Raw genomic sequence first — 22,805 nt, forward strand, 5'->3', positions numbered from 1 at the left:
GGTTGATAGGCCAGACATGGAAGCGCAGTAATGTGTTTTTTGAGTGGACTGGTACTAATCGGCCGAGGGCTTGACCTACAAAGATGCTACGCACCCACTCTGCAACTCTGAAACACCACACCCCGGAAACGATCCTGGGTTGTTTCACAGTGTTTCGGTGGTTATAGCGGTGGGGGACACGCCCGGTCCCATTCCGAACCCGGAAGCTAAGCCCACCAGCGCCGATGGTACTGCACTCGAAGGAGTGTGGGAGAGTAGGACACCGCCGAACAAAACTTGATAGAGAGGGAAAAAGGGGTCCTGGGAGGGCCGGTCGGTCGAGACACTGTTGTTGTCTCCCACCACACCCCCCACGACCCCTTTTCCCATTTGTGCTTCATGTTGTCTCGACGACGGAAGTCGTAAGCTGAGCTCGTGAGCGCACCTCGTATCCTCGTCATCCAGCCTGGCCGGTTCGATCCGTTGGGGCCGCTCGGAGAGTGGCTCACCGAAGCCGGCGCCTCGATCGATCTGCGCTCGATGCCCGAGGACGGGCTTCCCGCCTCGCTCGAGAGATACGACGGGGTCGTCGTGCTCGGTGGCGGCATGAACGCGGAACAGGACGCCCAGCACCCGTGGCTTCCGTCCGTTCGGTCGTTGCTGAGTGCGGCTGTCGCCGACGACGTTGCGACGCTCTGCGTGTGCCTCGGTGCGCAGTTGTTGGCCGTGGCGACGGGAGGACGCGTCGAGAAGGGGCACGACGGTCCCGAGCGCGGCCCGTCGATCGTCTTCAAAAAGGACGCGGCGTGGGTCGACCCGCTGTTCGCGGACCTCCCTCTGATGCAGGACGTGCTCCAGTGGCACGCGGACGAGATCGCGCAGCTACCTCCGCATGCGGTGCTTTTGGCCTCGGCGCCGAGGTACACCAACCAGGCGTTCCGCCTGAAGCGCCGGGTCTACGGTCTGCAGTTCCACATCGAGACCACACCCGAGCTGGTGTTGCAGTGGGCGCAGCGATCGACCGCTGCAGCGTCGGAGCACGTCGCGGTGGACGAAGAGATGTTGCGACAGGCGCACGACGACATCGCCGAAACCTGGCGGCCCTTCGCCCACCGCTTCGTGGAGCTTGCCGCGGGGAGGCTCGAACCTGCGCAGGTCACGCCACCGTCGTTGCCGATCGTCGATGGCTGAGCGGGCCCGTCCGGTCACCTCGGCCGCTCGGTACGGCTTCACCGACCGTGCCGCGCGAGAGACGTTGGACGCGGTGGGATGGTGGACCCGGCACGGCCCGGAGCCCGAGGCGCTCGAGCTGCTCAGCGCACTCGCGCGAACGCCCGACCCGGACCTGGCACTGCTCACCCTCGACCGGATCCGGAACGCGGATGAGGTGGCGTGGCCCGAGATCGACAGGAGGTTGCGCTCGGACCGGCGGCTCCGCGGTCGTCTGCTGTCCGTGCTCGGATGTTCCACCGTGCTCGGTGACCTCCTGGTCAGTGAACCGGAACGGTGGCGTCGCCTCGCCGGTGCCTCGCTCACGCCCGTACGGGACTACGACGCCCAGCTCCTCGACGCCGTGTCCGACGGCGAGAGCCTGTTGACCGGGCCGGCTGCCGTGCAGGCGTTGCGGAGCGCGTACCGCGGCCTGTTGCTCGAGATCGCGGCGGCGGACCTCGCGTGCGTCGTCGAGCCGGACCTGGAACGTGCGCGCCTCGACGACATCACGCGGGCCCTGACCGCACTGGCCGAGGCCGCGTTGCGGGCGGGATTGGCGGTGGCGGAACACGAGGTCGGACACGCCGCGGACGGGACGTTGGCGGTCATCGCCATGGGCAAGTGCGGGGCGCGGGAACTCAACTACGTCAGCGACGTGGACGTCGTGTTCGTCGGCGCGGGGGACATCCCGGTGGCGACGCGGCTGGCGGCCTCGCTCATGCGGATCGTGGGGCAGGCCTGTTTCGAGGTCGACGCGGGACTGCGGCCGGAAGGCAAGTCGGGCGCTCTGGTGCGCTCGCTCGACAGCCACGAGACCTACTACAAGAGGTGGGCTCGGACCTGGGAGTTCCAGGCCCTGCTGAAGGCGCGTCCAGTGGCCGGAGACGTCGAACTGGGCGTGGACTACGCCGAGCTGGTCGCACCCATGGTGTGGGCGGCCGCGGAGCGCGAGGACTTCGTCGCCGACGTGCGGCGGATGCGTCGGCGGGTGGAGCGGCACGTTCCCGCCGAACTCGTGGAGCGGGAGTTGAAGCTCGGGCGCGGTGGCCTGCGGGACGTCGAGTTCGCCGTGCAACTGCTGCAGCTCGTGCACGGGCGAGCGGACACGACACTGCGTTCTCCCTCCACGGTGGACGCGCTCGAAGCGCTGGGTGCCGGCGGTTACGTGGGGAGGGCCGACGCGGCGGAACTGCGCGAATCGTACGAGTTCCTGCGCACGGTGGAACACCGGCTGCAACTGAGGGGACTGCGGCGCACCCACCTGTTCCCGAAGCTCGACGACGCCGAGGAGCTGCGGTGGTTGGCGCGGGCGAGCGGCGTGCGTCCGTCGCGAGGGCGCCCGGAGATCGAGGTGTTGACGGCCGAGTTCCGCAGGCACGCGCGTCGGGTGCGGCGGCTGCACGAGAAACTCTTCTACCGCCCTCTGCTGGAGGCGGTGTCGAAGGTCCCCACCGCGGCGTTGAGGTTGACGACCCAGCAGGCCGCCAGCAGGCTCGCGGCACTCGGTTACCTCGCGCCCGACGGAGCGCTGCGGCACATCGACGCGTTGACGTCCGGAGTGTCCCGCAGGGCGGCGATCCAGGAGACCCTGCTGCCGGTGTTGCTGGACCTCCTCGCGGACACTCCGGACCCGGACGGCGGGCTGCTGTCGTACCGGCGGGTGTCCGAGGCGCTGGCCGACACACCGTGGTACCTGCGGGTGCTCCGGGACGAGGCAGCGGTCGTCGAACGACTGGCGTTCCTGCTCGGCACGTCGAAACTGGTGCCCGATCTGTTGGTGCGCGCTCCCGAAGTGCTGCAGCGGCTCGGTGACGCCGACGCGCTCACGGGTCGTGCGCCCGAGGAGGTGGCGCGTTCCCTGCGGGCCGCGGCGGGTCGGCAGCCGGGGATGGACGCCACCGTGGTGGCGGCCCGGTCGCTGCGCAGGCACGAACTGCTGCGCGTCGCCTGTGCGGACCTGCTCGGCCTCCTCGACGTGAGCACCGTCTGCGTCGCGTTGTCGTCGGTCTGGACAGCGGTCCTGCAGGCTGCGCTGGTGGCGGCGGTGCGCAAACGGGCCGAGGAGACCGGCGGCGAGCGTGCGCGCATCGTGGTGATCGGCATGGGGCGACTGGGCGGTGAGGAACTCGGATACGGCTCGGACGCGGACGTGCTCTTCGTGTGTGAGCCGGTGGACGGCGTGGAGGACTCGGAGGCCGTCCGGTTCGCCACGGCGGTGGCGGAGTCGGTGCGTTCGGCGCTCGGCGCCCCGAGCCAGGATCCTGCTCTCTCGGTGGATGCGGACCTCCGCCCCGAGGGACGCAACGGTCCGCTCGTGCGCACGCTGGAGTCCTACCGCGCCTACTACACGCGGTGGGGTGAGGTGTGGGAGCGGCAGGCGTTGTTGCGGGCTCGGGTCGTGGCCGGAGACGCGGAACTCGGTGAGCGGTTCATCGAGATGGTGAACCCGCTGCGTTACCCGGACGGCGGGCTGGACTCGGCCAAGGTGCGAGAGATCCGGCGCATCAAGGCCCGGGTCGAGAAGGAGCGGATCCCGCGCGGTGCGGACCCCACCACGCACACCAAACTGGGGCGAGGTGGGCTCGCCGACGTCGAGTGGACGGCGCAGCTGATGCAACTGCGCTACGCCTCCGAACTGCCCGGACTGCGCACCACCTCCACGCCGGCGGCCCTGCGGACGTTGGTCGACGCGGGGCTGGCCGAGCGCGACGACGTGGACGCGCTCATCCGGTCGTGGGAGTTGGCCACGCGGGCCCGCAACGTCACGATGCTGGTGAAGGGCAAGCCGTCCGATCAGCTCCCCGCCTCGGGACGGGAGCTCGCGGCGGTGGCGCGGGTCTTCGGGCATGCCGCCGACGACGACCCGGGCGAGTTCCTCGACACCTACCGGCGAGTGACCCGCCGTGCCCACGCGGTGGTGCAGCGCCTCTTCTACGAGTCGTGATCGTCACCGCCGAGGGACGTCTGGATACGCAGAGCCTTATGGTGGGCGCGTGAGTGAGCGGGATCCTTTTCGCGTCAGGGTCAAGGTGCGTCATTACGAGATCGACAGCCTCGGCCACGTCAATCACGCCGTGTACCACCAGTACGGCGAAATCGCGCGACTCGAACTGTTCGAGGCGGCGGGCGGGCTTGACAGCACCTTACGAGCCGAAGGAATCGCTCCCGTCCTCCTGGAGTCGCACATCGTCTATCGTCGGGAGTTGCGGGCGGGTGACGAGGTCGACGTGAGCTGCCGCGCCACCTTCGGCGACGGCAAGGTGTTCTGGATGTCGAACGGCATCGTCAAGGTCGACGGCACCGTGGCGGCCGAGATCAAGTGCACGCTCGGGCTCATGGACCTGAACCGCCGCAAGCTCGTGCCCGCACCGCGAGACCGCATCGCCGAGGCCGGGCTCGATCTCGACGTGCTCTGCGGGACGGCGTAGCTCGACGGACCTCGAAACACCGACGGCCCGCCGGCGTGGGTGCCGGCGGGCCGTCGGTCCGACGTGCGAGCGCGGATCACACGTCGTAGTAGAGCGCGAACTCGTACGGGTGCGGGCGAAGCCGCAGCGGCTCGATCTCCTCCTGCCGCTTGAACGAGATCCACGTGTCGATGACGTCCGGAGTGAACACGCCGCCTTCGAGCAGGAAGTCGTGGTCGGCCTCCAGGGTGTCGAGCACCGTGCTGAGGTCGCTGGGAACGAGCTTGACGTCCCTGGCCTCCTCGGGCGGCAGCTCGTAGAGGTCCTTGTCGATCGGCTCCGGCGGCTCGATCTTGTTCTTGATGCCGTCGAGCCCGGCCATCACCATCGCGGCGAACGCCAGATACGGGTTACCGGACGAGTCGGGGCACCGGAACTCGATGCGCTTCGCCTTCGCGCTGCTGCCCGTGATCGGGATACGCACGCACGCCGAGCGGTTGCGCTGCGAGTACACCAGGCTCACCGGCGCCTCGTAGCCCGGGACGAGCCGGTGGTAGGAGTTGACGGTCGGGTTCGTGAACGCCAGCAGGCTCGGGGCGTGCGCGAGGATTCCGCCGATGTAGTGACGCGCCATGTCCGAGAGGCCCGCGTAGCCCGACTCGTCGTAGAACAGCGGTTCGCCGTCCTTCCACAGCGACTGGTGGCAGTGCATGCCCGAGCCGTTGTCGTTGTACAGCGGCTTCGGCATGAACGTCACCGTCTTGCCCGCGGCGAACGCCGTGTTCTTGACGATGTACTTGAACAGCTGGAGGTCGTCGGCCGCGTGCAGCAGCGTGTTGAACTTGTAGTTGATCTCGGTCTGCCCGGCGGTGCCCACCTCGTGGTGCGCACGCTCCAACTCGAACCCGGACTCGATGAGCCGTTGCGAGATGTCGTCCCGCAGGTCGGCGTAGTGGTCCACCGGCGGCACCGGGAAGTAACCGCCCTTGAACTTCGTCTTATAGCCGAGGTTGCCGCCTTCCTCGTCGCGGCCGGTGTTCCACCAGCCCTCGACCGAGTCGACCTCGTGGAAGGTCGCGTTCTCGGACGAGGAGTAGCGCACCGAGTCGAAGATGTAGAACTCGGCCTCCGGGCCGAAGAACGCGGTGTCCGCGACACCGGACTCCCGGATGTACTGCTCCGCCTTGCGCGCGATGTTGCGGGGGTCGCGGCTGTAGGCCTCGCGCGTGAACGGGTCGTGCACGAAGAAGTTCAGCGACAGTGTCTTGTGCTTGCGGAACGGGTCGATGCGCGCCGTCGCGGGGTCCGGAAGCAGCAGCATGTCGGACTCGTGGATCGACTGGAAACCGCGAACCGACGACCCGTCGAACGCGAGACCTTCCTCGAAGGCGTCGGCGTCAAAGCTGGAGGCGGGGACGGTGAAGTGCTGCATCACACCCGGCAGGTCGCAGAACCGCACGTCGATGAACTGCACGTCTTCGTCCGCGATCAGACGCAGGACCTCGTCTGGAGTAGTGGACACCCTCGGTGCTCCTTCGTGGTCGGTGCCGGCGACAGTGCGCCTGGTGTCCTCACGGTACGGCGCCGGTGTTGCCCGACCGTCACCTCGATGTTTCGCGGACGTTAACCGGGCCCCGAGCTCTGGGGCTGTCAGCGTCGCCGGACACAGCCGAGTTGACCAGGACGGACGCGCGCCGCGCACGACGAATACCCTGGACGCGTGGCACGATGGACCGGCGAATGGCTGCAGACAGTGTCCTCCGGTGGGCCGAGCTCACAGGAGGAAGCCCCTCGGTGGCCGGGTGAGCGTCTGGGGCTCCCGGAGAGCGGGCCCCTCTCGGTGGCGGGGTCGGGGCGGCGCTTCGTCGCGCTCCTGGCGGACCTGATCGTCGCCTCGCTACTGACGGCGATCTTCACCCGCCCGAACTACTCGGACCTGGCGGCAATGCAGGAACACAACCTGTGGGCGCTGGTGACCTGGGCCGTCATCACCGTGGTGCCTGTGACGCTCTTCGGGTTCACCCCGGGAATGGCGCTCACCGGTATCCGCGTGGCCCGGCTCGACGGCAAGGCGGTGGTCGGCCTGTGGCGAGCCGCGCTGCGAGGCGTCCTGACGTTCTTCATCATCCCCGCAGCAGTGCGGAACGCCGACAACCGTGGCTGGCACGACCGCCTCACCAACACCGTCGTCGTGACGTTGCGGTGAACGGCGGCGTGCCGCCACGGGCGGGCACGCCGAAGCGAATCAGCGACGGCGGATGGTGCGCTGCAGGTTGCGCATCTTGGCGCCCTGCGGCATCGGCCCCTTCGGAAGGGCCGCGCCCCGGTTGCCGAGCGCGGTCAGCTTCGTCTCGAGCGCGTCGATCTCGCGCGGCCTGAGGTTGCGGGGGAGCTTCATGAGGTGGTTCTGCAGCTTGCGCAGCGGCACCTGGCCCTCGTCCGTGCCCACGATGACGTCGTAGATCGGAGTGTCGCCCACAAGCCGCGCGATGCGCTTCTTCTCCTGCGACATCAGCGTCTTGACGCGGTGCGGGGCGCCCTCGCCGACGAGGACGATGCCCGGCCCACCCAGCACGCGGTGTACGGCGTCGAGCTGTGTGGTCGCGGCGACCGTCTGGGTCACCCGCCAGCGCCCGCGAAGGTTGTCCAGTGCCCAGGCCGCGGCGCCCGGCTGGCCCTCGGCCTTGGTGTAGACGGTCTTCTGTACGCGGCGACCGAAAATGATCATGGCTGCGAGCAGGCCCAGCATGATGCCGATGGGCAGAAGCCACCACTCGATGCCCAGGAGCCACCCGATACCGAAGACGATCCCGGCCACGACGAGGAACGACCCCAGCATCCACGGGATGAGGGCCTTGTCCTCCTTGCGTTGCATCGAAAACGCTTGGAAGATCTGCGCTCGCCTGGCCTTGCTCGCCGCGCGCTTCTCCCGCTTGGCCTGCTTGGCAGCTTCCTTATCCTGCTTTCCCGCCATAATTCCCCAGGATACGGGCGCCCGGGTGGGCGTCGATCCATTGGTCCCCTCTGCGAGGATGCGAGGGTGGCCAGCACCCAACGCTCGACCCGGTTGCGAGACCCCCTCGACGGGCTCGATCCGGAACAGCGCACGGCGGCGAGTGCGCCTCGCGGCCCGGTGTGTGTGCTCGCCGGCGCCGGCACCGGGAAGACTCGGACGATCACGCGGCGGATCGCCTACCTGGTACGACAGGGACACGTGGCGCCCACTCAGGTGCTCGCGGTCACCTTCACCGCGCGGGCCGCGGGAGAGCTGCGCGCCCGGCTGCGGCAACTGGGTGTCGAGGGCGCGCAGGCGCGCACCTTCCACGCCGCGGCGTTGCGGCAACTGCGCTACTTCTGGCCGCGGGTCGTGGGCGACACCCAGTGGGACCTTCTCGACGGCAACAAGCTGAGGCTCGTCGGGCACGCCGCCAACAAGCTCGGCCTCCCCACCGAGACCGAGGTTCTGCGCGACCTCGCGAGCGAGATCGAATGGGCCAAGGCGTCCCTCGTGGGGCCGGACGAGTATCCGACCGTCGCGCGGACGCGCCGCCGGGACATCGGGCACCCGGCCGAGCGCGTCGCGGAGGCGTACCGGACCTACGAGGCCCTCAAGAACGAGCGGCGGTTGCTCGACTTCGACGATCTCCTGCTGCACACCACGGCCGCGCTCGAGGAGCACCGTGGCGTGGCGGAGGAGTTCCGGGATCGCTACCGGTGTTTCGTCGTGGACGAGTACCAGGACATCACTCCCGCGCAGCAGCGGTTGCTCGACGCCTGGCTCGGTGGCCGCGACGACGTGACCGTGGTCGGTGACGTCAATCAGACGATCTACTCCTTCGGAGGCGCGTCGCCTCGGCCGTTGTTGAACTTCACCCGGCGTTACCCCGATGCCACGGTGGTCCGGCTGGAGCGGGATTACCGGTCCACGCCCCAGGTGGTGGAGCTGGCGAACCGGGTCATCAGTGGCGCGCGTGGACGTCCGGCGGGAACGCGGTTGCGGCTCATCGGGCAGCGCCCCGACGGGCCACGTCCCACCTTCGCCGAGTACGACGACGAACCGGCCGAGGCCGCGGCGGTGGCGCGACAGGTGCGGTCGCTGGTGGACACCGGTGTCCCGGCCGGGGAGATCGCCGTGCTCTTCCGCGTCAACGCGCAGTCCGAGACCTACGAGCGGGCGCTCGCCGAGGCCGGGGTGCCCTACCAGGTGCGAGGAGGCGAACGCTTCTTCCAACGGCCCGAGGTCCGACAGGCGATGAGTACGTTGCGCACCGCTGCGGCCGCGGAGTCGCGGACGTCCGCCGCCGCGAGCTCCGCCGAACTGCCGGCGATGGTGGGCGACGTCCTCGCGACCGTCGGGTGGACCCCGCGGCAGCCGTCGGGTGGCGCCGCACGGGAACGGTGGAGCGGGCTGCAGGCTCTGTACGAGCTGGCTGAGGAGTTGACGGCCGAGTTCGCCGCTCTCGCGGGGCAGCGGCCGACGTTGACGCGGTACGTCGCGGAGTTGGAGCAGCGGGCGGCGGCGCAACACCCGCCCGCTGTGGATGGCGTGACGCTGGCGTCTCTGCACGCGGCCAAGGGACTCGAATGGGATGCGGTGTTCCTCGTCGGCCTCGCCGACGGAACGGTGCCGATCCAACATGCCACCACGGACGAGGCGGTGGAGGAGGAGCGCAGGCTCTTCTACGTCGGCGTGACTCGCGCGCGGGAGCACCTCGCTCTCAGTTGGTCGCTCTCGCGATCGCCCGGTGGGCGGCCGCATCGGAGGAGGAGTCGCTTCCTCCATGGCCTCGTCCCCGAGGCCGAGGTCCCTGGGCGTGTGCGCCGCCCGTCGCGCCGGCGAGCGGGTGCCCGAGCGCTCTGTCGGGTGTGCGGGCGTGAGCTTCAGTCGACGTTGGAGGTCAAGGTCGGCCGATGCGTGGACTGTCCCTCCGATCTCGACGAGGAACTGCTCGAACGACTCCGGGCCTGGCGAGCGGAGAAGGCGAGGGAGTTGAAGATCCCCGCGTTCGTCGTGTTCACCGACGCGACGCTCGTCGCCATCGCGGAGCAGCGGCCCAGTGACATCCATGGCCTCGTGTCGATCTCGGGTATCGGGGCGACGAAGGCCGAGAGGTTCGGGGAGGACATCCTCGCGGTCGTCGACGGGACGGCCGCTGGGGGCCACTGACCGCACAGCGGTGAAACCGCTGGTCAGCGACACTTTTCGACGAGTTTGCGGGAACTCGGAAAAATAAGTTGCCGTGCCGCTCGCAGGGCAATAACCTGCAAGCACTGGGTGGATACTGTGTGATTCCGGCCGCCGCGGCAGCGGTGGGCCGCCGGACAGAGTGAGGAGGTGCCAGCGATGACGATCTACATGCAGAACGGCATTGCCGGCACGCCGCTGTCCGGGTTCGACCACGTCGCCCGTCGGTGTGGACACGTCACGGTGTCGCGGTATGCGCAGCAGAACGAGGGGACGCGTGTGCGCGTTGGCGTTGTTCCCGTTTCCCCTGCTGTGGCCGGCGTTGTCGATGGCGGAAACACGGCAGTTCGTCGTATGACCGCCGATCTTCCACAGCAGTTCTGGGTTCCGTTGTGCCCACAGGAGAGTGTGCCCTGACCTGAGTGTCAGTGGAACAGGCTCACAAAGGCCGCGGAACCGATATTCGGATCCGCGGCCTTTGTGCTGTGCGGATTCGGGTGTCGGCTGAATCGAGTAGCGCACAACAACAAGAGGGAGAAAATCAATGCCATCGGCGACCGCCTTCGCGTCAGAGAAGGCGTCGGAGAAGGTGCTGACCGACGACGTAAGTGCAATGGGTGTGGCCGGAATGCTGGACTCGGTGACGGCGCCTGAAGCCGATCTTCCGTGTCGTTCCGGTGACGCGGACCTGTGGTTCGCCGAGAGGCCGGCGGACCTGGAGCGCGCGAAGTACCTGTGCGGCGACTGTCCGGTCAGGAACTCCTGTCTGGCCGGCGCACTGGCCAGGCGCGAACCGTGGGGAGTCTGGGGCGGCGAGATCTTCGAACGAGGAGCGATCGTGGCGAGGAAGAGGCCGCGTGGCCGACCCCGCAAGCACCCGGTGCAGCCCCCTGCGTCGGCGACGACCCCCGTCACCCAGCGAAGCGAACAGCGGAGTGCGGCATGACCACCATGTTCCGCGATTCCACGACGCTGTACCCGAAAACCATTCACGGAGACGAGCGCACCACCGATCGTCCCGGATCGACCGACAAGGAATTCACTGCCATGTTGATGAATGAAGAACTCGCCAGAGAACGAATACGGGATATGCTCCAAGCCGCGTCCGATCGACGCGCCGCCCGCGACGCGAGAAGACCTCGGAAACGAGTGCGTACGGTCGACGAGGTTCATCGCTGGGCGCAGAGCAATCCACTGTGAAGGGTGCGGGGGCAGCGGCGTACGTCGCTGCCCCCGTCCTCGTCCGTGCTGGGAAGGAACGTCGACATGCCGGGTACGACTCATGACGACATCGACTGGGCTTCGAGGCTCACGGAGTTGCGACGGTTGGACGCGCTCGAACGCGCAGCCGTGCACGAGGTCGCTGAGAAGCTGGCCGGGGGAGCGCCACCGGATGCGGTCGTCGTGGACGCGGGATGCGGCGCTGGGGGAATGAGCGCCGCCCTGGCCTCCGTGCTGCGGAACAACGGAGGCGGGACGCTCGTGCTCGTGGACGCCGTCGAGGAGCTGCTCGATGCGGCTCGGGAGTCGGCCACCGCGGCGGGCGGGGATGCCGTGTCCGTGAGTGCCGTGGCCGCGGACGTCGCCACGGAGCCGCTCGGGTCGACGGTGCCGGGAGCCGATCTGGTGTGGGCGTCGGCGATGGTGCACCACCTGCCGGACCAGCAGGCCGGCGTGGCGGCGCTGGCGGCGATGCTGGCTCCGGGAGGGGTGCTGGCGCTCGCCGAGGGTGGAACGCCCCAGCAGTTCCTCCCCTGGGACATCGGCCTGGGCCGCCCCGGATTGGAAGCGCGGCTCAACATGGCGCGAGACGACTGGTTCGGCGAGCTGCGCGCCGGTATCCACGGCGCGGTACCCATGCCGTACGGCTGGACGACGGCACTGACTCGGGCCGGTCTCGAGGACGCGACGTCGTTCAGCTATCTCGTCGAGCACCCCGCGCCCGCGAGCGAGGCTGCGCGCCGGTACGCGGTCGCGCGATTCACCTGGCTCGCCGAGACCGTGGGCGACCGGTTGAGTGCGACCGACCGGGAGGTCGTCACCGCGTTGCTCGACCCGGGCGGCCCCCACTTCCTCGGCGCACGGGACGACGTCTTCCTGCTGTACGCCCGCACGGTCCACACCGCGCGGCGGCCTCGGTGACCTCGCTTCCATCGGTCACCCGCGAGCTTCGGACAGCACGGTCGGACGGGGGCGTCGAGCGGCGTAGCGGAAGGCACGAACCAGCTCGGCGATGACGAGATCACCGTGGTGCCGGACCATCGAAGACGGGCTGCGCACCAGCACGACGCCCGCGGAAGCCAGGGCGAGCCGGTCGCGCTCCTGCTGCGCCCTCGGCCGGTGGGTGCTGGTGGGAGGTGTGACAGACCATGCCAGCCCGACGTCGTCCCACCACGCGTCGACCGTGCCCAGGGGACGCCGGTCGCGGGTGAGCACCGTCGTGTCCCACCGCGGGGGCGGGAGAGGACAGCGGCGGGCCAGCTCGCGCGCGCTTCGGCGGACGTCGCACGCGTCGGTGTGGGCGAGCGTGCGGAGGTGCATGCGAACGGCGGCCGAACCGCGCTGTGAGCCCTCGTCGACCTCTGCTCGGAGCTCGTCGAGGTCGCACAGCCCCTCCTCGATCGTGAGCGCCAACAGCCGCCGGATTCGTTCGGGATCGGTCTCGCGACGGGCCGCGTCGACCACCGCCCGCGTCGGGGGTGCGTAGGGGAGCCCGTCGATGAGGACGGGTGCCGGGAGGCGTGCGGTGCGTTCGACGGTCAGGAACGCGGGCGGCGTCAGCCGACGACCCGCGGACACGAGAGTCTGCACGACCCTGGGGGCCGGGAGACGGACACCGTGTGCCCGGAGAGCGTCGACACCCGTGATGACGCCCTCCGGCCCGAGGTAGGCGATGGCGGCGTGCAGCAGTTGGTGCCGGGTCGGCTCACCGCAGCCCAGCAGGACCACGCCCGTGGCGATGCGTCGCCATGGGCCGCCCGGTCTGCACCGTTTGGTGATCGTGCTCGGGTGGACGCCGAGGGAGCGCAGTTGAGCCACCGACAGCACCAGCGCTTGCGGATCGGCCGGGCGAGCCGATGTGCTCGCTGTGGAGAACACCGACGTCATCGTGGGGCCGACGAGGCGGTCGGAGGGCTGCGTGACCGGGGTCGCTACCGATGTCGTTGTTGCCATGCGCCGAGCTTGCACCGCCCGCACCGGGTCGGGCGCAGCTTCCCGCGCGATGTGGACAACCGCAGGCTGTCAACGGTGCCACTCACACCGCGCCGGGTGCTCCTGTGGACAACTCGCGTCAGGCAGCGAAGCCCGGCTGCCACCGCTCGACGATGCTCCGCACGGGCAGCTCGGCGTCCAGTTGGCACAGGATGCCGATGGCACCGGCCGTCACGCGGTGGATGAGCAGCCACTGCGGCGGTAGGTTCAGCGACCGGCCGGTGTGGAAGTCCTTGTTCCGCGTGTCGCCCATGCGCATGGCCTGCTTCTGGGCCCACTCCCGCGTGAAGTGGAACGTCTCCTCGGTGAGCGGAGCGACGAGGGGCAGCAACCACGCGTGGACGTCGTCGGCGTCGAGCCCCACCTCCGGGCGCACGAAGCCCTCCGCCCTCAGCACTTCGAAGAGGTCCTGCGAGCGACCTTCGAGAGCCAGCCGCATCATCACGCCGAGGGCGTGTGGCGCGCCGTCCGGCAGGTGCGCGACGGCACCGAAGTCGATGACACACAGCCGGCCGTCGTCGAGCAGCATGAAGTTGCCGGGGTGCGGGTCGGAGTGGAGAAGGCGGACCCGCGCCGGCGACGAGTAGTGGAACTCGGCGAGGAGCCGGCCCGCTTCGTTGCGTTCCTCTCTGGAACCGCCGGCGATGATCTTCGAGTACGGCGTGCCGGTGACCCACTCGGACACGATCACCTTGGGGGCGCTCGCCACGACTCGGGGAACGTACACGTTCTCGTCGCCGTGGAACGCCTTCGCGAACCGCCGCTGGTTGTCGGCTTCGCTCCGGTAGTCGAGCTCCTCGTTCATGCGGTCGGCGAGTTCGTTGAGCAGGGGCTTCACCTCGGCCCCCGGCAGAAGGGCCTGGAACAGCCTGCTGAACCGCTGGAGCTGCCTCAGGTCGCTGCGCAGCGCCTCGTCGGCACCCGGGTACTGGACCTTGACGGCGACTTCCCGGCCGTCGTGCCAGACGGCCCGGTGGACCTGCCCGATGCTCGCGGACGCGGCGGGTTCGTCGTCGAACTCGGCGAACCGCTGCATCCACGACCGACCCAGTTGCTCGGCGAGGACGCGCCGCGTCTGCCGTGCCGGCATCGGGGGCGCAGCAGCCTGGAGCCGGGTCAGCGCATCCCGGTACGGAGCGGCGAACTCCTCGGGAACGGCGGCCTCGAACACGCTGAGTGCCTGCCCGAACTTCATCGCGCCGCCCTTGAGGGTGCCGAGCACCTCGAACAGCTGCTCCGCGGCCTTGGCCGACAGCGTGGCGTTGACGTCCTCGGCGCTCTGCCCGGTGAGCCGCCGTCCCCATCCGCCCACGGCCCGACCTGCTATGCCGAGTGGCAGGCTCGCGAGCTTCGCCGTGCGTGCCGCTGTCCGCCGAGGCAGGGGCGTGTCCTGGTCGCCGGGAGAGTCGTGGGAGTCCGTCACGACAGCGATTCTGCCTTCCGGATCACCACTTCCGCACTTATTTCAGCGTGTGAAGAGGAAGTCAGTGGCCCGGTCGCTGCCAGGGAGCGCCACACGGGCAGCGCGGATGGGGCGGCCACTCGCGCCTGGTGACGACCCCCGTGAGGCAGTCCAGCTCGAGTGTCGCGTTCCAGATCGGCGGAGGCGCCGCGCGCAGCGCGACGGGGGCTGCGGCGAGAGCCCGGAACGCCTGGCCCACGGCCAAGGCGGCGGTGCCGTGCACGCTCGTGACATCCGCCTCCTGGTAACGACCCGCGAGTTGTCCCGCGATCCGGGGCCAACACGCGTCCCTGCCGGTGCGGTGCAGGTCCGCGCACCGCAGGCAGCTCGTCCGGCCGGGCACGACGAGTGGTCCGACGATGCCGATCCCGTCGCGCACCCTCGCCACCAGGTGTGGCACGCCACCGGCCACCAGGTCTGTCACGACTTCCGGTGCGGGTACGACGGCGTCGGTCAGGAGGACCAGCTCCGTCGTCGCGGTACCGGGCCTGAGGCGAGTGAGCCGGACCTCGGGATCGAGCCGTCTCGCGAGGTCGGCGAGCGCGGCCGTGCGTTGCCGACCGACGTCCTCGTGGCGGAGTCCCGACCCGACGTCGGTCCTGGCCACCGTGCCGTCGGCGGCGATGGAGAGCCGCACGACGCCCGCTCCGACGAGGAGCGTGGTGACCGCGGCCGCCAACCGGCCTCCGCCGTGCAGACCGATCGCGTGCCTGGCCGACGGGACGACGCCGAACGGGCTCGGGACTCGCCCGGACCGCGCGGTCTGTGTCTCCGCGTCCTCGACCAGCCCGCGCTCGGTGAGGTCGTGGAGCACGGCTTTGAGCCGCCCGGCGTGCTCGGTGCGTACCAGCGACAGCAGTGTCTCGGTGCTGCGACGGCCGTCCAGGCCGCGAAGTACGTCCACGAGGCTCGGCGGCAGGTCGGTCGCGATGACCGCGTGGCGCGGATCGAGGCCGATCTGGAGCTCGTTGGCACGACGCTCCACCACGGGAAGCCCCGCGCGGAGCCGTGGGCGCCTCGGCAGGGGCACGCCGGAGACGACCTTCGTGAGCGATCCGGTCATGCGCCCACTGTGACGGCTAGTCTCCCGGCCCGCACACGCCGTAACCGAGTTGTCCACAGGCCGGAACACATGTGGACAACCGCGGGTGATCCGCGCCCGTGATCACCACGATGTCGGTGCTTGCCCTTACCTTTGTTTCCGTGGCCGATGCACGGGTTCCCTCGCTGAGGAATCGGAACAGCACGCAGCGAAACACCGCTGGCACAGAGGAAAACGTGGAGGTTCGGCGGAGTGCGCGACGCCGCCGGACGGTCACCGCATACCGGGACGGTGACAAGCTCGTCGTACTGATTCCCGCCACGATGACGAAGGCGGAGGAGAAGCACTGGGTGACCGAGATGCAGCGCAAGCTGCAGCGCACGGAGAGTCGTCGCGCGAGTCCCGCGCGAGCGTCGGACGAGGCGCTGCTCCTGCGCTGCACACAGCTCTCACAGCGCTACCTCGACGGAACGGCTCAGCCCGCGAGCGTGCGCTGGGTTCCGCCCATGCGCACGCGGTGGGCGTCGTGTACGCCGGCCGACCGCACCATCAGGGTCAGTGAACGGCTCCGGGACGTGCCGTCGTGGGTGCTCGACTACGTCCTCGTGCACGAACTGGCGCACCTACGGGTAGCCGAGCACAACCGCACGTTCTGGAACCTGGTCAGGCGTTACCCCAAGACGGAGCGGGCGATCGGCTACCTCGAAGGACTGTCCGCCGCCGAACGAGTCGGCGGGTCCGGCTGCGGCGAGACCTGAGGTCGGCCGTCAGGCGTCGCCGGGCCGGGGACCGTTGTCGCCGCTCTCGCCGTCCTCACTGTCCGGCGCCCCGTCGTCGCCGGCGTCCCGGCGGTCGGAGCTGTCGCCCTGCTCAGCCCGCGCAGCACGCTCGAGCTCCTCGATCGGGTCGACCCCTCCACTGAGGGCGCCGGTGTCGCCCAGCCGTTCCGCGAACTCCATCGGGTCGTCGAGGTCGTCGGCCGTGGGCATGAGGTCCGGATGGGTCCAGAGGTTGTCCCTGACCTGCATTCCGTGACGGTCACCCACGAGCTTCCACAGCGCGGAGGCGGCCCGCATGCGACGCGGACGCAGTTCGAGGCCCACGAGCGTGGCGAACGTCTGCTCGGCCGGTCCGCCGCTCGCGCGACGGCGGCGCAGCGTCTCGCGCAGCGCGTTCGCGCCGGGGAGTCGATCGCCGACGGCGTCGGCCACGACCACGTCGACCCAGCCCTCCACGAGCGCGAGCAACGTCTCCAACCTGCCGAGCGCGGCCTGCTGCTCGGGAGTGGTCTGCGGTTCGAGGAGGCCGGAGGACATCATCTCCTCGATGCCGGCCGGGTTGGTGGGGTCGACGCGTCCGGCGAGCTGCTCGAGTGCCGAGGTGTCGACCGTGATGCCGGAGGCGAACTCCTCGACCGTCGCCAGCAGGCGCTGCCGCAGCCACGGGACGTGGGCGAAGAGCCGCTGGTGGGCGGCCTCGCGCGCGGCGATGAAGACGAGCACCTCGCTCTTCGGGCGCTCCAGCCCCTCGGTGAACTTGTCGATGTTCTTCGGCAGCAAGGCCGACGTGGCTTCGGGTCCCAGCGGAAGACCCACGTCCGTGGACGTCAGCACCTCCGAGGCGAGCCCGGCCAGCGCGTTGCCGAGCTGCGAGCCGAAGGCCATGCCGCCCATCTGACTGACCATCGACAGCAACGGCCCGGCGGCCTGCTTGGCCTCCTCGGGGAGTGCTTGCATCCACGCCCCGGAGACCTGCTTGGCGACCGGGTCGCACAGCCGCTGCCAGGTGGGCAGCGTCTTCTCGATCCAGTCCCGGGCCGTCCAACTCGTGGTGGTGGTGGCTCCGGCGGGCAGGATCGTGGCCTCGTCCAGCCAGAGTTCCGCGAGGTGGGCGGAGTCGCGCACAGCCGTCTCGCCCGAGTCGCCCGCGGAGAAACCCATCTGCCCCTCGGACCCGAGGCGTTGAAGGGCGATCTGTTTGGCCAGGTCGTAGTTCACGGGCCCCGAGGAACTGCCAGCCTGGCTGAGCATCTGCCCGAGCTGGCTGAGCATCTGCCCCAGCTGCTGGAAGGCGTCGGCGCCTGAGCCGGACTGCCCTCCCGACGAGTCGTTGTCGCGGCCTTTGTCGGGATCGGGCAGGCCGAAGCCGAACGGTGGGTTGCTCATAAACACCACCGTACGCGGGTCGTGGGGACGTGTGGAGAACGGACCGTGACGCCCATGACGTGCGTATGTGGCCCGGTCCGTAGGCTTGTCGCGTGAGTGACTCCCCGGACAAGGCAGCGCCCCCGGAGCCCACCGAGCCCGCCGAGGAAACCGCTCGACCAGCTGTCGGCGCATCCCGTGACAGCGCGGGGGCGGAGCCCACGTCGAAGCAGGTGCGTCGCGGTCGGCGCCGCTTGAGCAGACGTGGCTGGACGATGCTGGCGAGCGGCGTCCTCGTGCTCACGTTCGCGATGGTCGGTGCCTTCGTGCGGGTGCCCTACGTCGCCCTCGGGCCCGGACCGACGTACGACACGCTCGGCGCGGTCGACGGCACCGAGGTGATCAGGATCGACGGGCAGCGGACCTACCCGACGGGCGGCGAGCTGCGGATGACCACCGTCTCCCTCAACGACAACATGACCATGTTCGGCGCGCTGGGCATGTGGCTGAGCGGGCGTTACGCGCTGGCTCCGCGCGAGGAGTACTTCCAGCCCGGCCAGTCGGAGGAGGAAGTGCGGCGGGAGAACCTGCGGCAGTTCCAGGACTCCCAGAGCAACGCCGAGGTCGCGGCGTTGCGTCGCCTCGGGCACCCGGTGGAGGTCGTGGTGGACCAGGTGGTGGACGACAGTCCCGCCGCCGGTTTCCTCGAGCCCGGCGACCGGATCGTCGAGGTCGACGGCAAGGAGGTCGCCGACTCGGCCGCGGTGCGCGAGGTGCTCGGCGCGACGCGTCCCGGCCAGACGGTGTCGGTGACCTACCAGCGGGGTGAGGACGCCGAACGCACGGAGAAGGTGACGTTGGCGGAGCACCCGGAGGCGGCGTTCGGTTTCCTGGGGATCCAACCCACCGACAACGTCGACGTGCCGTTCACGGTGGACATCGCGCTGGAGGACGTCGGTGGACCTTCCGCCGGGCTGATGTTCGCGCTCGCGATCGTCGACGAGTTGACCCCGGGGCAGCTCACCGGAGGCGAACACGTCGCCGGCACCGGGACCATCGACGCGAACGGCAACGTCGGTGCCATCGGGGGGATCTCGTTCAAGCTCGTGGCTGCTCGTGAGGCGGGCGCGACCGCGTTCCTCGTTCCCGAGGAGAACTGTGCCGAGGCCGTGGCAGCCGCCCCTGAGGGGCTCACCCTCTTCCGGGTGGGCACGTTGGACGACGCGGTCGGAGCGCTGGAGGCGCTGGCCGACGGGCGTTCCGCACCGGTGTGCGGAACCTGAGCGGCGGGGTGATCCGCCGATCCCGTCCAGCTGCGAGGCGGGCCGACGGGATCGGCGACCGGGAGCCGTCAGGGCTGCAGCGTCGCCCGTAGCGCCGCGATGAGGTTGGGTGCGAGGTCCGCGCTCTCGACGACCTCGTCCACTGCGTCCGTCCCGTCCGTGTCGTCCGTGTCGTCGCCGGGCACTCCACCGCGGAGGCGCATCACGCACGACGCCGAGCCCTCGCGGAGCACCGCGGCCACGATGCGAGCCTCCGTGCGGCGCGGGTGGTCCGCGGCCGCCTGACGAAGACGTTCGAGGTCCTCGGCGCTGACGTCACCCTCGGTGTCGGTGCCGACGAGGCCGGGCAGCTCCGACTCCGCGTCCGGCGGCAGCACGATGATCTCCTGGGCGAGGGCGCAGCCGTGCACGGCGTCGGGCCAGGCGATGCGACCCAGGGCCTCCGCGAGGTCGCCTTCGGGCAGGGCGTCCTGGGCGACCGGGGTGAACTCGCTGTCCGGGTCGAGCTGGTCGGCGAGTTCGGGCTGCTCGCGGAGGATGTCCGCCGTCGGTACCAGCGCGAACAGCTGCGGCTGTTGATCCCAGCCTCCGCTCGCGACGAACTCCTCGACCTCGCGGGCCAACGCGGCTACTCTTCCGGGACCTGCCGGGTTCTCGCTCTCCGTCATGGGGCCATCCTGGCAGGTCACGGGCTGCTCCTGCGCGGCGCCCGATTTGGGGGGGCTTCGGGAACTCAGGTCGCGGTCCGTACAGTTAAGTAACCAGGGACGCTCGCAGGTCCGCGCCCTGACAACGACAGCCTTGACCACGGGGAGTGTGCGTAGTGGCCACCCGGCCCCCAGCCAGTCTGCCGAAGCTTTCTCGGCGAGCCCGCGTGCTGCTGATCATCGCGGCCGTCATCGTTCTCATGCTCCTACTCGGGGCCCGTCTGCTGGACACGTACGTGGACTGGCTCTGGTACGGCGAGGTGGAGGCGCGCGGCGTCTTCACGACCGTGCTGCTCACCCGCGTGGCCCTGTTCTTCGGCACGGGTGTCCTGGTGGGTGGTCTGCTCGGGTTGAGCCTGTGGCTGGCCTACCGCACCCGCCCGGTGTTCGTGCCGGTGTCGAGCACCGACGACCCGCTCGCGCGGTACCGCACGGTGATCGCGGCCCGCACGAAGACCTTCGGCATCGGCATCCCGGTCGTGACCGGCCTCATCGCGGGTGCGAGTGGCCAGAGCAACTGGGAAGTCGTGCAGATGTGGCTGAACGGAACGGAGTTCGGCAAGCCGGACCCGGTGTTCGGCAAGGACGCGGGCTTCTACACGTTCGACCTGCCGTTCTACGGCTGGCTGCTCGGCTGGGTCTTCGTGGCGCTGATCGTGTCGTTCTTCGGGGCCGCCATCACGCACTACCTCTTCGGTGGTATCCGGCTCGCGGGCCGCGGCGGTCAGGTCTCGAGTGCGGCGCGCGTGCACCTGCTCGTCCTGATCGGCGTGTTCGTGCTGTTCAAGGCTCTGGAGTACTTCCTCGACCGGTACGAGCTGCTGCAGGCCGGGCGTAACGACCTCTTCACCGGTGCGGCCTACACCGACCTGCACGCGGCCATGCCGGCCAAGCTGATCCTGCTGTGCATCTCGGTGCTGTGCGCCATCGCGTTCTTCGCGGGCGCGTTCCTGCGCAACATTCAGCTGCCGGCGATCGCTCTGGTGCTGCTGTTGCTGTCCGGGCTGATCCTCGGTGTCGCGTGGCCCGCGGTGCTGGAGCAGTTCTCGGTCCGCCCGAACGCGAACGAGAAGGAAGCCCAGTCGATCGAGCACAACATGGAGGCGACGAAGTTCGCCTACCAGCTCGACACCGAGAGCGTCGACATGCGCGACGACTACACGGGCAACACGACCGCCTCGCCGGAGGAGATCCGGTCGGACGACGGCACGATCCCCAACATCCGTCTGCTCGACCCGAACGTGTTGAGCTCGACCTTCACGCAGCGGGTCGGCCGGGAGAACTTCTACGGGTTCCCGGACAAGCTCGACGTCGACCGTTACACGGTGGACGGCAAGGAGCAGGCGTACATCGTCGCCGCGAAGGAGATCAAGACCAGCGGCCTCGCGGAGAACCAGCAGACCTGGATCAACCGCCACCTGGTGTACACGCACGGCAACGGGTTCGTGGCCGCGCCGGGCAACACCATCGACCGGGCGTTGGAAGACGCCAACAGCGACGGCGGCTACCCGCTGGCCCGCACGAGCGACACCCAGAACCCCGAGGGGTCCGGGATCCGGGTCGACGAGCCCCGCATCTACTACGGCGAGCTGGCCACCGACTACGCGATCGTGGGCGGTACGCCGGGGCAGGCACCGGGTGAGTACGACACCGCGACCGACCGGAGCTACCTCTACAAGGGCAAGGGTGGCGTGCCGATCGACAACCTGTTCAACAGGTTGGTGTTCGCGGCGCAGTACGGGGAGCGGAACATTCTGTTCTCCGACCAGATCAGCGACGGCGCCAAGATCATGTACAACCGCGACCCCAGGGAGCGGGTGGAGAAGGTCGCGCCGTGGCTGACCGTGGACGGCGACCCGTACCCGGCGGTGATCGACGGACGCATCAAGTGGATCGTCGACGGCTACACGACGCTGAACAACTACCCGTACTCGCAGCAGACGTCGTTGGGTGGCGCCACGGAGGACTCGCTCACCGGCGTGGCACGTCAGCAGGACAACCGGATCAACTACATCCGTAACTCCGTCAAGGCCACCGTCGACGCGTTCGACGGCACCGTGACGATGTACGAGATGGACAAGAACGACCCGGTGCTGAAGACGTGGATGAAGACCTTCCCGGGCCTGGTCCAGCCGCAGGAGAAGATCACCGACGAGCTGCGTGCGCACTTCCGGTACCCGGAGGACATCTTCAAGGTGCAGCGCGAGCTGCTCACGAAGTACCACGTGAAGGACGCACAGGAGTTCTACTCGACCCAGACCTTCTGGAACGTGCCGCAGGACCCGACGCAGGAAGGCGGCCTCGACCCGAACTCCGACGCGGCGAACCAGCCGCCGTACTACATCTACGCGCAGGCGCCGGGGCAGAACGAGCCGACGTTCCAGATCACGAGCGCGTTGACTCCGTTGGCGCGGCAGTATCTGGCGGCCTGGGTGACCGTGTCCTCCGATCCGGAGACCTACGGCAAGATGACGGTGCTGAAGCTGCCCACGGGCGGTGGGCAGCAACTGGAAGGCCCGGTGCAGGTCCAGAACGCCTTCCAGAGCAACCCGAAGTTCACTCAGGTCCGGACGTTGCTGGGTAATCAGAGCGTCGACATCATCTACGGCAACCTGCTCACGCTGCCGGTCGCGGGTGGATTCCTCTACGTCGAACCGGTCTACATCCAACAGCGCAACGCGCAGAGCTATCCGCAGCTCGCTCGCGTTCTGGTGTCGTACGGCGGTCGCATCGGGGTGGCCTCGACGCTGAACGAAGCGCTCGACGAGGTGTTCGGCGAGGGCACCGGTGAGGCGGCCACAGGCCCGGCTGAGGACGGACAGGACGGCAGCGACGGCTCGGACGGATCCGACAACCAGCAGCAGCCGCCGCCGAGTCCCGACGACGACCAGCAGGCGACACCGCCGGCGACCGGTGGCAGTGGCGATGCCGACGTCGACAAGGCCGTCGCCGACATCCAGTCGGCGCTGGAGAAGCTGAGGCAGGCGCAGCAGTCGGGTGACTTCGCGGCTCAGGGTGAGGCGCTCAAGGAGCTTGACGCGGCCGCCGCGCGCTACGAGGACCTCACAGGGCCAGGAAACTGATCATGTGATCTAGGGAACACCCACTTTGCGTCAGGGCATCACTCTGACGTAAGGTGGGTGTTACCGAAGAGGTGAGAGCCACGGCCGA

19 protein-coding genes and 1 rRNA gene are annotated in these 22,805 nt (G+C 69.1%); 13 read left to right on the top strand and 7 right to left on the bottom strand.

From position 1 onward, the window contains the following. Positions 1 to 153: 153 nt before the first annotated feature. The 4 genes from rrf (at position 154) to SACAZDRAFT_RS17250 (ending at position 4,619) form a co-directional block, all read left to right on the top strand. Positions 154 to 271: ribosomal RNA gene (gene rrf / locus SACAZDRAFT_RS17235) — 5S ribosomal RNA — on the top strand. A 143-nt stretch (positions 272 to 414) separates the two neighbouring features. Further along, complete coding sequence (locus tag SACAZDRAFT_RS17240) at positions 415 to 1,170, top strand: type 1 glutamine amidotransferase (protein WP_005443804.1); 756 nt, start codon at positions 415 to 417, stop codon at positions 1,168 to 1,170. Beyond that, positions 1,163 to 4,135, top strand: a complete 2,973-nt coding sequence (locus SACAZDRAFT_RS17245; RefSeq protein ID WP_005443805.1) for a bifunctional [glutamine synthetase] adenylyltransferase/[glutamine synthetase]-adenylyl-L-tyrosine phosphorylase — start codon at positions 1,163 to 1,165, stop codon at positions 4,133 to 4,135. The genes SACAZDRAFT_RS17240 and SACAZDRAFT_RS17245 overlap by 8 nt, the downstream gene beginning before the upstream one ends. 49 nt (positions 4,136 to 4,184) lie before the next feature. Then, entirely contained in the window at positions 4,185 to 4,619 is a 435-nt protein-coding gene (locus SACAZDRAFT_RS17250; RefSeq protein WP_005443806.1) for an acyl-CoA thioesterase, read from the top strand. Positions 4,620 to 4,695: 76 nt separating this feature from the next. Here SACAZDRAFT_RS17250 and glnA read toward each other — a convergent pair whose 3' ends face one another. Next, positions 4,696 to 6,120: a type I glutamate--ammonia ligase gene (gene glnA, locus SACAZDRAFT_RS17255; protein WP_005443809.1), complete on the bottom strand. Its 1,425-nt coding sequence runs from the start codon at positions 6,118 to 6,120 to the stop codon at positions 4,696 to 4,698. A gap of 198 nt (positions 6,121 to 6,318) precedes the next feature. Between glnA and SACAZDRAFT_RS17260 the strand changes: the two genes are divergently transcribed. Beyond that, positions 6,319 to 6,804 (top strand): RDD family protein, encoded by a 486-nt coding sequence (locus tag SACAZDRAFT_RS17260; RefSeq protein WP_005443810.1) that lies wholly within the window; start codon positions 6,319 to 6,321, stop codon positions 6,802 to 6,804. A 39-nt stretch (positions 6,805 to 6,843) separates the two neighbouring features. Here the strand turns inward: SACAZDRAFT_RS17260 and SACAZDRAFT_RS17265 are convergent, their stop codons facing one another. Then, positions 6,844 to 7,572: a DUF4191 domain-containing protein gene (locus tag SACAZDRAFT_RS17265; protein WP_005443812.1), complete on the bottom strand. Its 729-nt coding sequence runs from the start codon at positions 7,570 to 7,572 to the stop codon at positions 6,844 to 6,846. Between the two features lie 66 nt (positions 7,573 to 7,638). Here SACAZDRAFT_RS17265 and SACAZDRAFT_RS17270 point away from each other — a divergent pair, with 66 nt between their 5' ends. The 5 genes from SACAZDRAFT_RS17270 to SACAZDRAFT_RS17280 all read left to right on the top strand — a co-directional run bounded on the left by SACAZDRAFT_RS17270 (position 7,639) and on the right by SACAZDRAFT_RS17280 (position 11,925). Further along, positions 7,639 to 9,765: an ATP-dependent DNA helicase UvrD2 gene (locus SACAZDRAFT_RS17270; protein ID WP_005443814.1), complete on the top strand. Its 2,127-nt coding sequence runs from the start codon at positions 7,639 to 7,641 to the stop codon at positions 9,763 to 9,765. A 177-nt stretch (positions 9,766 to 9,942) separates the two neighbouring features. Beyond that, the gene (locus tag SACAZDRAFT_RS22620; RefSeq protein WP_005443816.1) at positions 9,943 to 10,200 is read left to right on the top strand and encodes a hypothetical protein; all 258 of its coding nucleotides are present in this window, start codon (positions 9,943 to 9,945) and stop codon (positions 10,198 to 10,200) included. A 127-nt stretch (positions 10,201 to 10,327) separates the two neighbouring features. Further along, positions 10,328 to 10,729 carry a WhiB family transcriptional regulator gene (locus SACAZDRAFT_RS17275; RefSeq protein WP_005443817.1) on the top strand — a complete coding sequence of 134 codons (402 nt, stop codon included), beginning with the start codon at positions 10,328 to 10,330 and terminating at the stop codon, positions 10,727 to 10,729. Further along, a complete protein-coding gene (locus SACAZDRAFT_RS22785) occupies positions 10,726 to 10,983 on the top strand; it encodes a hypothetical protein (RefSeq protein ID WP_005443818.1) in 258 nt (85 codons plus the stop codon). The genes SACAZDRAFT_RS17275 and SACAZDRAFT_RS22785 overlap by 4 nt, the downstream gene beginning before the upstream one ends. 66 nt (positions 10,984 to 11,049) lie before the next feature. Further along, positions 11,050 to 11,925, top strand: a complete 876-nt coding sequence (locus SACAZDRAFT_RS17280) for a class I SAM-dependent methyltransferase (protein WP_005443819.1) — start codon at positions 11,050 to 11,052, stop codon at positions 11,923 to 11,925. A 15-nt stretch (positions 11,926 to 11,940) separates the two neighbouring features. Here the strand turns inward: SACAZDRAFT_RS17280 and SACAZDRAFT_RS17285 are convergent, their stop codons facing one another. From SACAZDRAFT_RS17285 to SACAZDRAFT_RS17295, 3 genes are all read right to left on the bottom strand, one after another. Beyond that, the gene (locus SACAZDRAFT_RS17285; RefSeq protein WP_005443834.1) at positions 11,941 to 12,891 is read right to left on the bottom strand and encodes a hypothetical protein; all 951 of its coding nucleotides are present in this window, start codon (positions 12,889 to 12,891) and stop codon (positions 11,941 to 11,943) included. 184 nt (positions 12,892 to 13,075) lie between these two features. Further along, positions 13,076 to 14,419: an ABC1 kinase family protein gene (locus SACAZDRAFT_RS17290; protein ID WP_005443835.1), complete on the bottom strand. Its 1,344-nt coding sequence runs from the start codon at positions 14,417 to 14,419 to the stop codon at positions 13,076 to 13,078. 61 nt (positions 14,420 to 14,480) lie between these two features. Beyond that, positions 14,481 to 15,521: a hypothetical protein gene (locus tag SACAZDRAFT_RS17295; protein ID WP_005443837.1), complete on the bottom strand. Its 1,041-nt coding sequence runs from the start codon at positions 15,519 to 15,521 to the stop codon at positions 14,481 to 14,483. Positions 15,522 to 15,736: 215 nt separating this feature from the next. Here SACAZDRAFT_RS17295 and SACAZDRAFT_RS17300 point away from each other — a divergent pair, with 215 nt between their 5' ends. Continuing rightward, complete coding sequence (locus SACAZDRAFT_RS17300; protein WP_005443839.1) at positions 15,737 to 16,258, top strand: M48 metallopeptidase family protein; 522 nt, start codon at positions 15,737 to 15,739, stop codon at positions 16,256 to 16,258. A gap of 9 nt (positions 16,259 to 16,267) precedes the next feature. Here SACAZDRAFT_RS17300 and SACAZDRAFT_RS17305 read toward each other — a convergent pair whose 3' ends face one another. Then, on the bottom strand, positions 16,268 to 17,665 hold the full coding sequence (locus SACAZDRAFT_RS17305) for a zinc-dependent metalloprotease (protein ID WP_005443842.1): 1,398 nt from the start codon (positions 17,663 to 17,665) through the stop codon (positions 16,268 to 16,270). Positions 17,666 to 17,919: 254 nt separating this feature from the next. On the opposite strand from SACAZDRAFT_RS17305, the gene SACAZDRAFT_RS17310 reads away from it, so the two are divergent. Continuing rightward, positions 17,920 to 18,927 carry a YlbL family protein gene (locus SACAZDRAFT_RS17310; protein WP_005443844.1) on the top strand — a complete coding sequence of 336 codons (1,008 nt, stop codon included), beginning with the start codon at positions 17,920 to 17,922 and terminating at the stop codon, positions 18,925 to 18,927. Between the two features lie 68 nt (positions 18,928 to 18,995). On the opposite strand, the gene SACAZDRAFT_RS17315 is transcribed toward SACAZDRAFT_RS17310, so the two are convergent. Then, positions 18,996 to 19,595, bottom strand: coding sequence for a PPA1309 family protein (locus tag SACAZDRAFT_RS17315; protein WP_005443852.1), 600 nt, complete (start codon positions 19,593 to 19,595; stop codon positions 18,996 to 18,998). Between the two features lie 155 nt (positions 19,596 to 19,750). Here SACAZDRAFT_RS17315 and SACAZDRAFT_RS17320 point away from each other — a divergent pair, with 155 nt between their 5' ends. Further along, positions 19,751 to 22,717, top strand: coding sequence for a UPF0182 family protein (locus tag SACAZDRAFT_RS17320; protein WP_005443854.1), 2,967 nt, complete (start codon positions 19,751 to 19,753; stop codon positions 22,715 to 22,717). Positions 22,718 to 22,805 lie beyond the last annotated feature (88 nt).

Source organism: Saccharomonospora azurea NA-128 (assembly GCF_000231055.2).
GTDB lineage: Bacteria > Actinomycetota > Actinomycetes > Mycobacteriales > Pseudonocardiaceae > Saccharomonospora > Saccharomonospora azurea.

Coding starts and splice junctions, on each gene's coding strand:
- SACAZDRAFT_RS22785 (WP_005443818.1), top strand. CDS start 10,726: ATGACCACCATGTTCCGCGATTCCACGACGCTGTACCCGAAAACCATT.
- SACAZDRAFT_RS17310 (WP_005443844.1), top strand. CDS start 17,920: ATGCTGGCGAGCGGCGTCCTCGTGCTCACGTTCGCGATGGTCGGTGCC.
- SACAZDRAFT_RS17275 (WP_005443817.1), top strand. CDS start 10,328: ATGCCATCGGCGACCGCCTTCGCGTCAGAGAAGGCGTCGGAGAAGGTG.
- SACAZDRAFT_RS17285 (WP_005443834.1), bottom strand. CDS start 12,891: ATGACGTCGGTGTTCTCCACAGCGAGCACATCGGCTCGCCCGGCCGAT.
- SACAZDRAFT_RS22620 (WP_005443816.1), top strand. CDS start 9,943: ATGACGATCTACATGCAGAACGGCATTGCCGGCACGCCGCTGTCCGGG.
- SACAZDRAFT_RS17280 (WP_005443819.1), top strand. CDS start 11,050: ATGCCGGGTACGACTCATGACGACATCGACTGGGCTTCGAGGCTCACG.
- SACAZDRAFT_RS17305 (WP_005443842.1), bottom strand. CDS start 17,665: ATGAGCAACCCACCGTTCGGCTTCGGCCTGCCCGATCCCGACAAAGGC.
- SACAZDRAFT_RS17265 (WP_005443812.1), bottom strand. CDS start 7,572: ATGGCGGGAAAGCAGGATAAGGAAGCTGCCAAGCAGGCCAAGCGGGAG.
- SACAZDRAFT_RS17315 (WP_005443852.1), bottom strand. CDS start 19,595: ATGACGGAGAGCGAGAACCCGGCAGGTCCCGGAAGAGTAGCCGCGTTG.
- SACAZDRAFT_RS17245 (WP_005443805.1), top strand. CDS start 1,163: ATGGCTGAGCGGGCCCGTCCGGTCACCTCGGCCGCTCGGTACGGCTTC.
- SACAZDRAFT_RS17295 (WP_005443837.1), bottom strand. CDS start 15,521: ATGACCGGATCGCTCACGAAGGTCGTCTCCGGCGTGCCCCTGCCGAGG.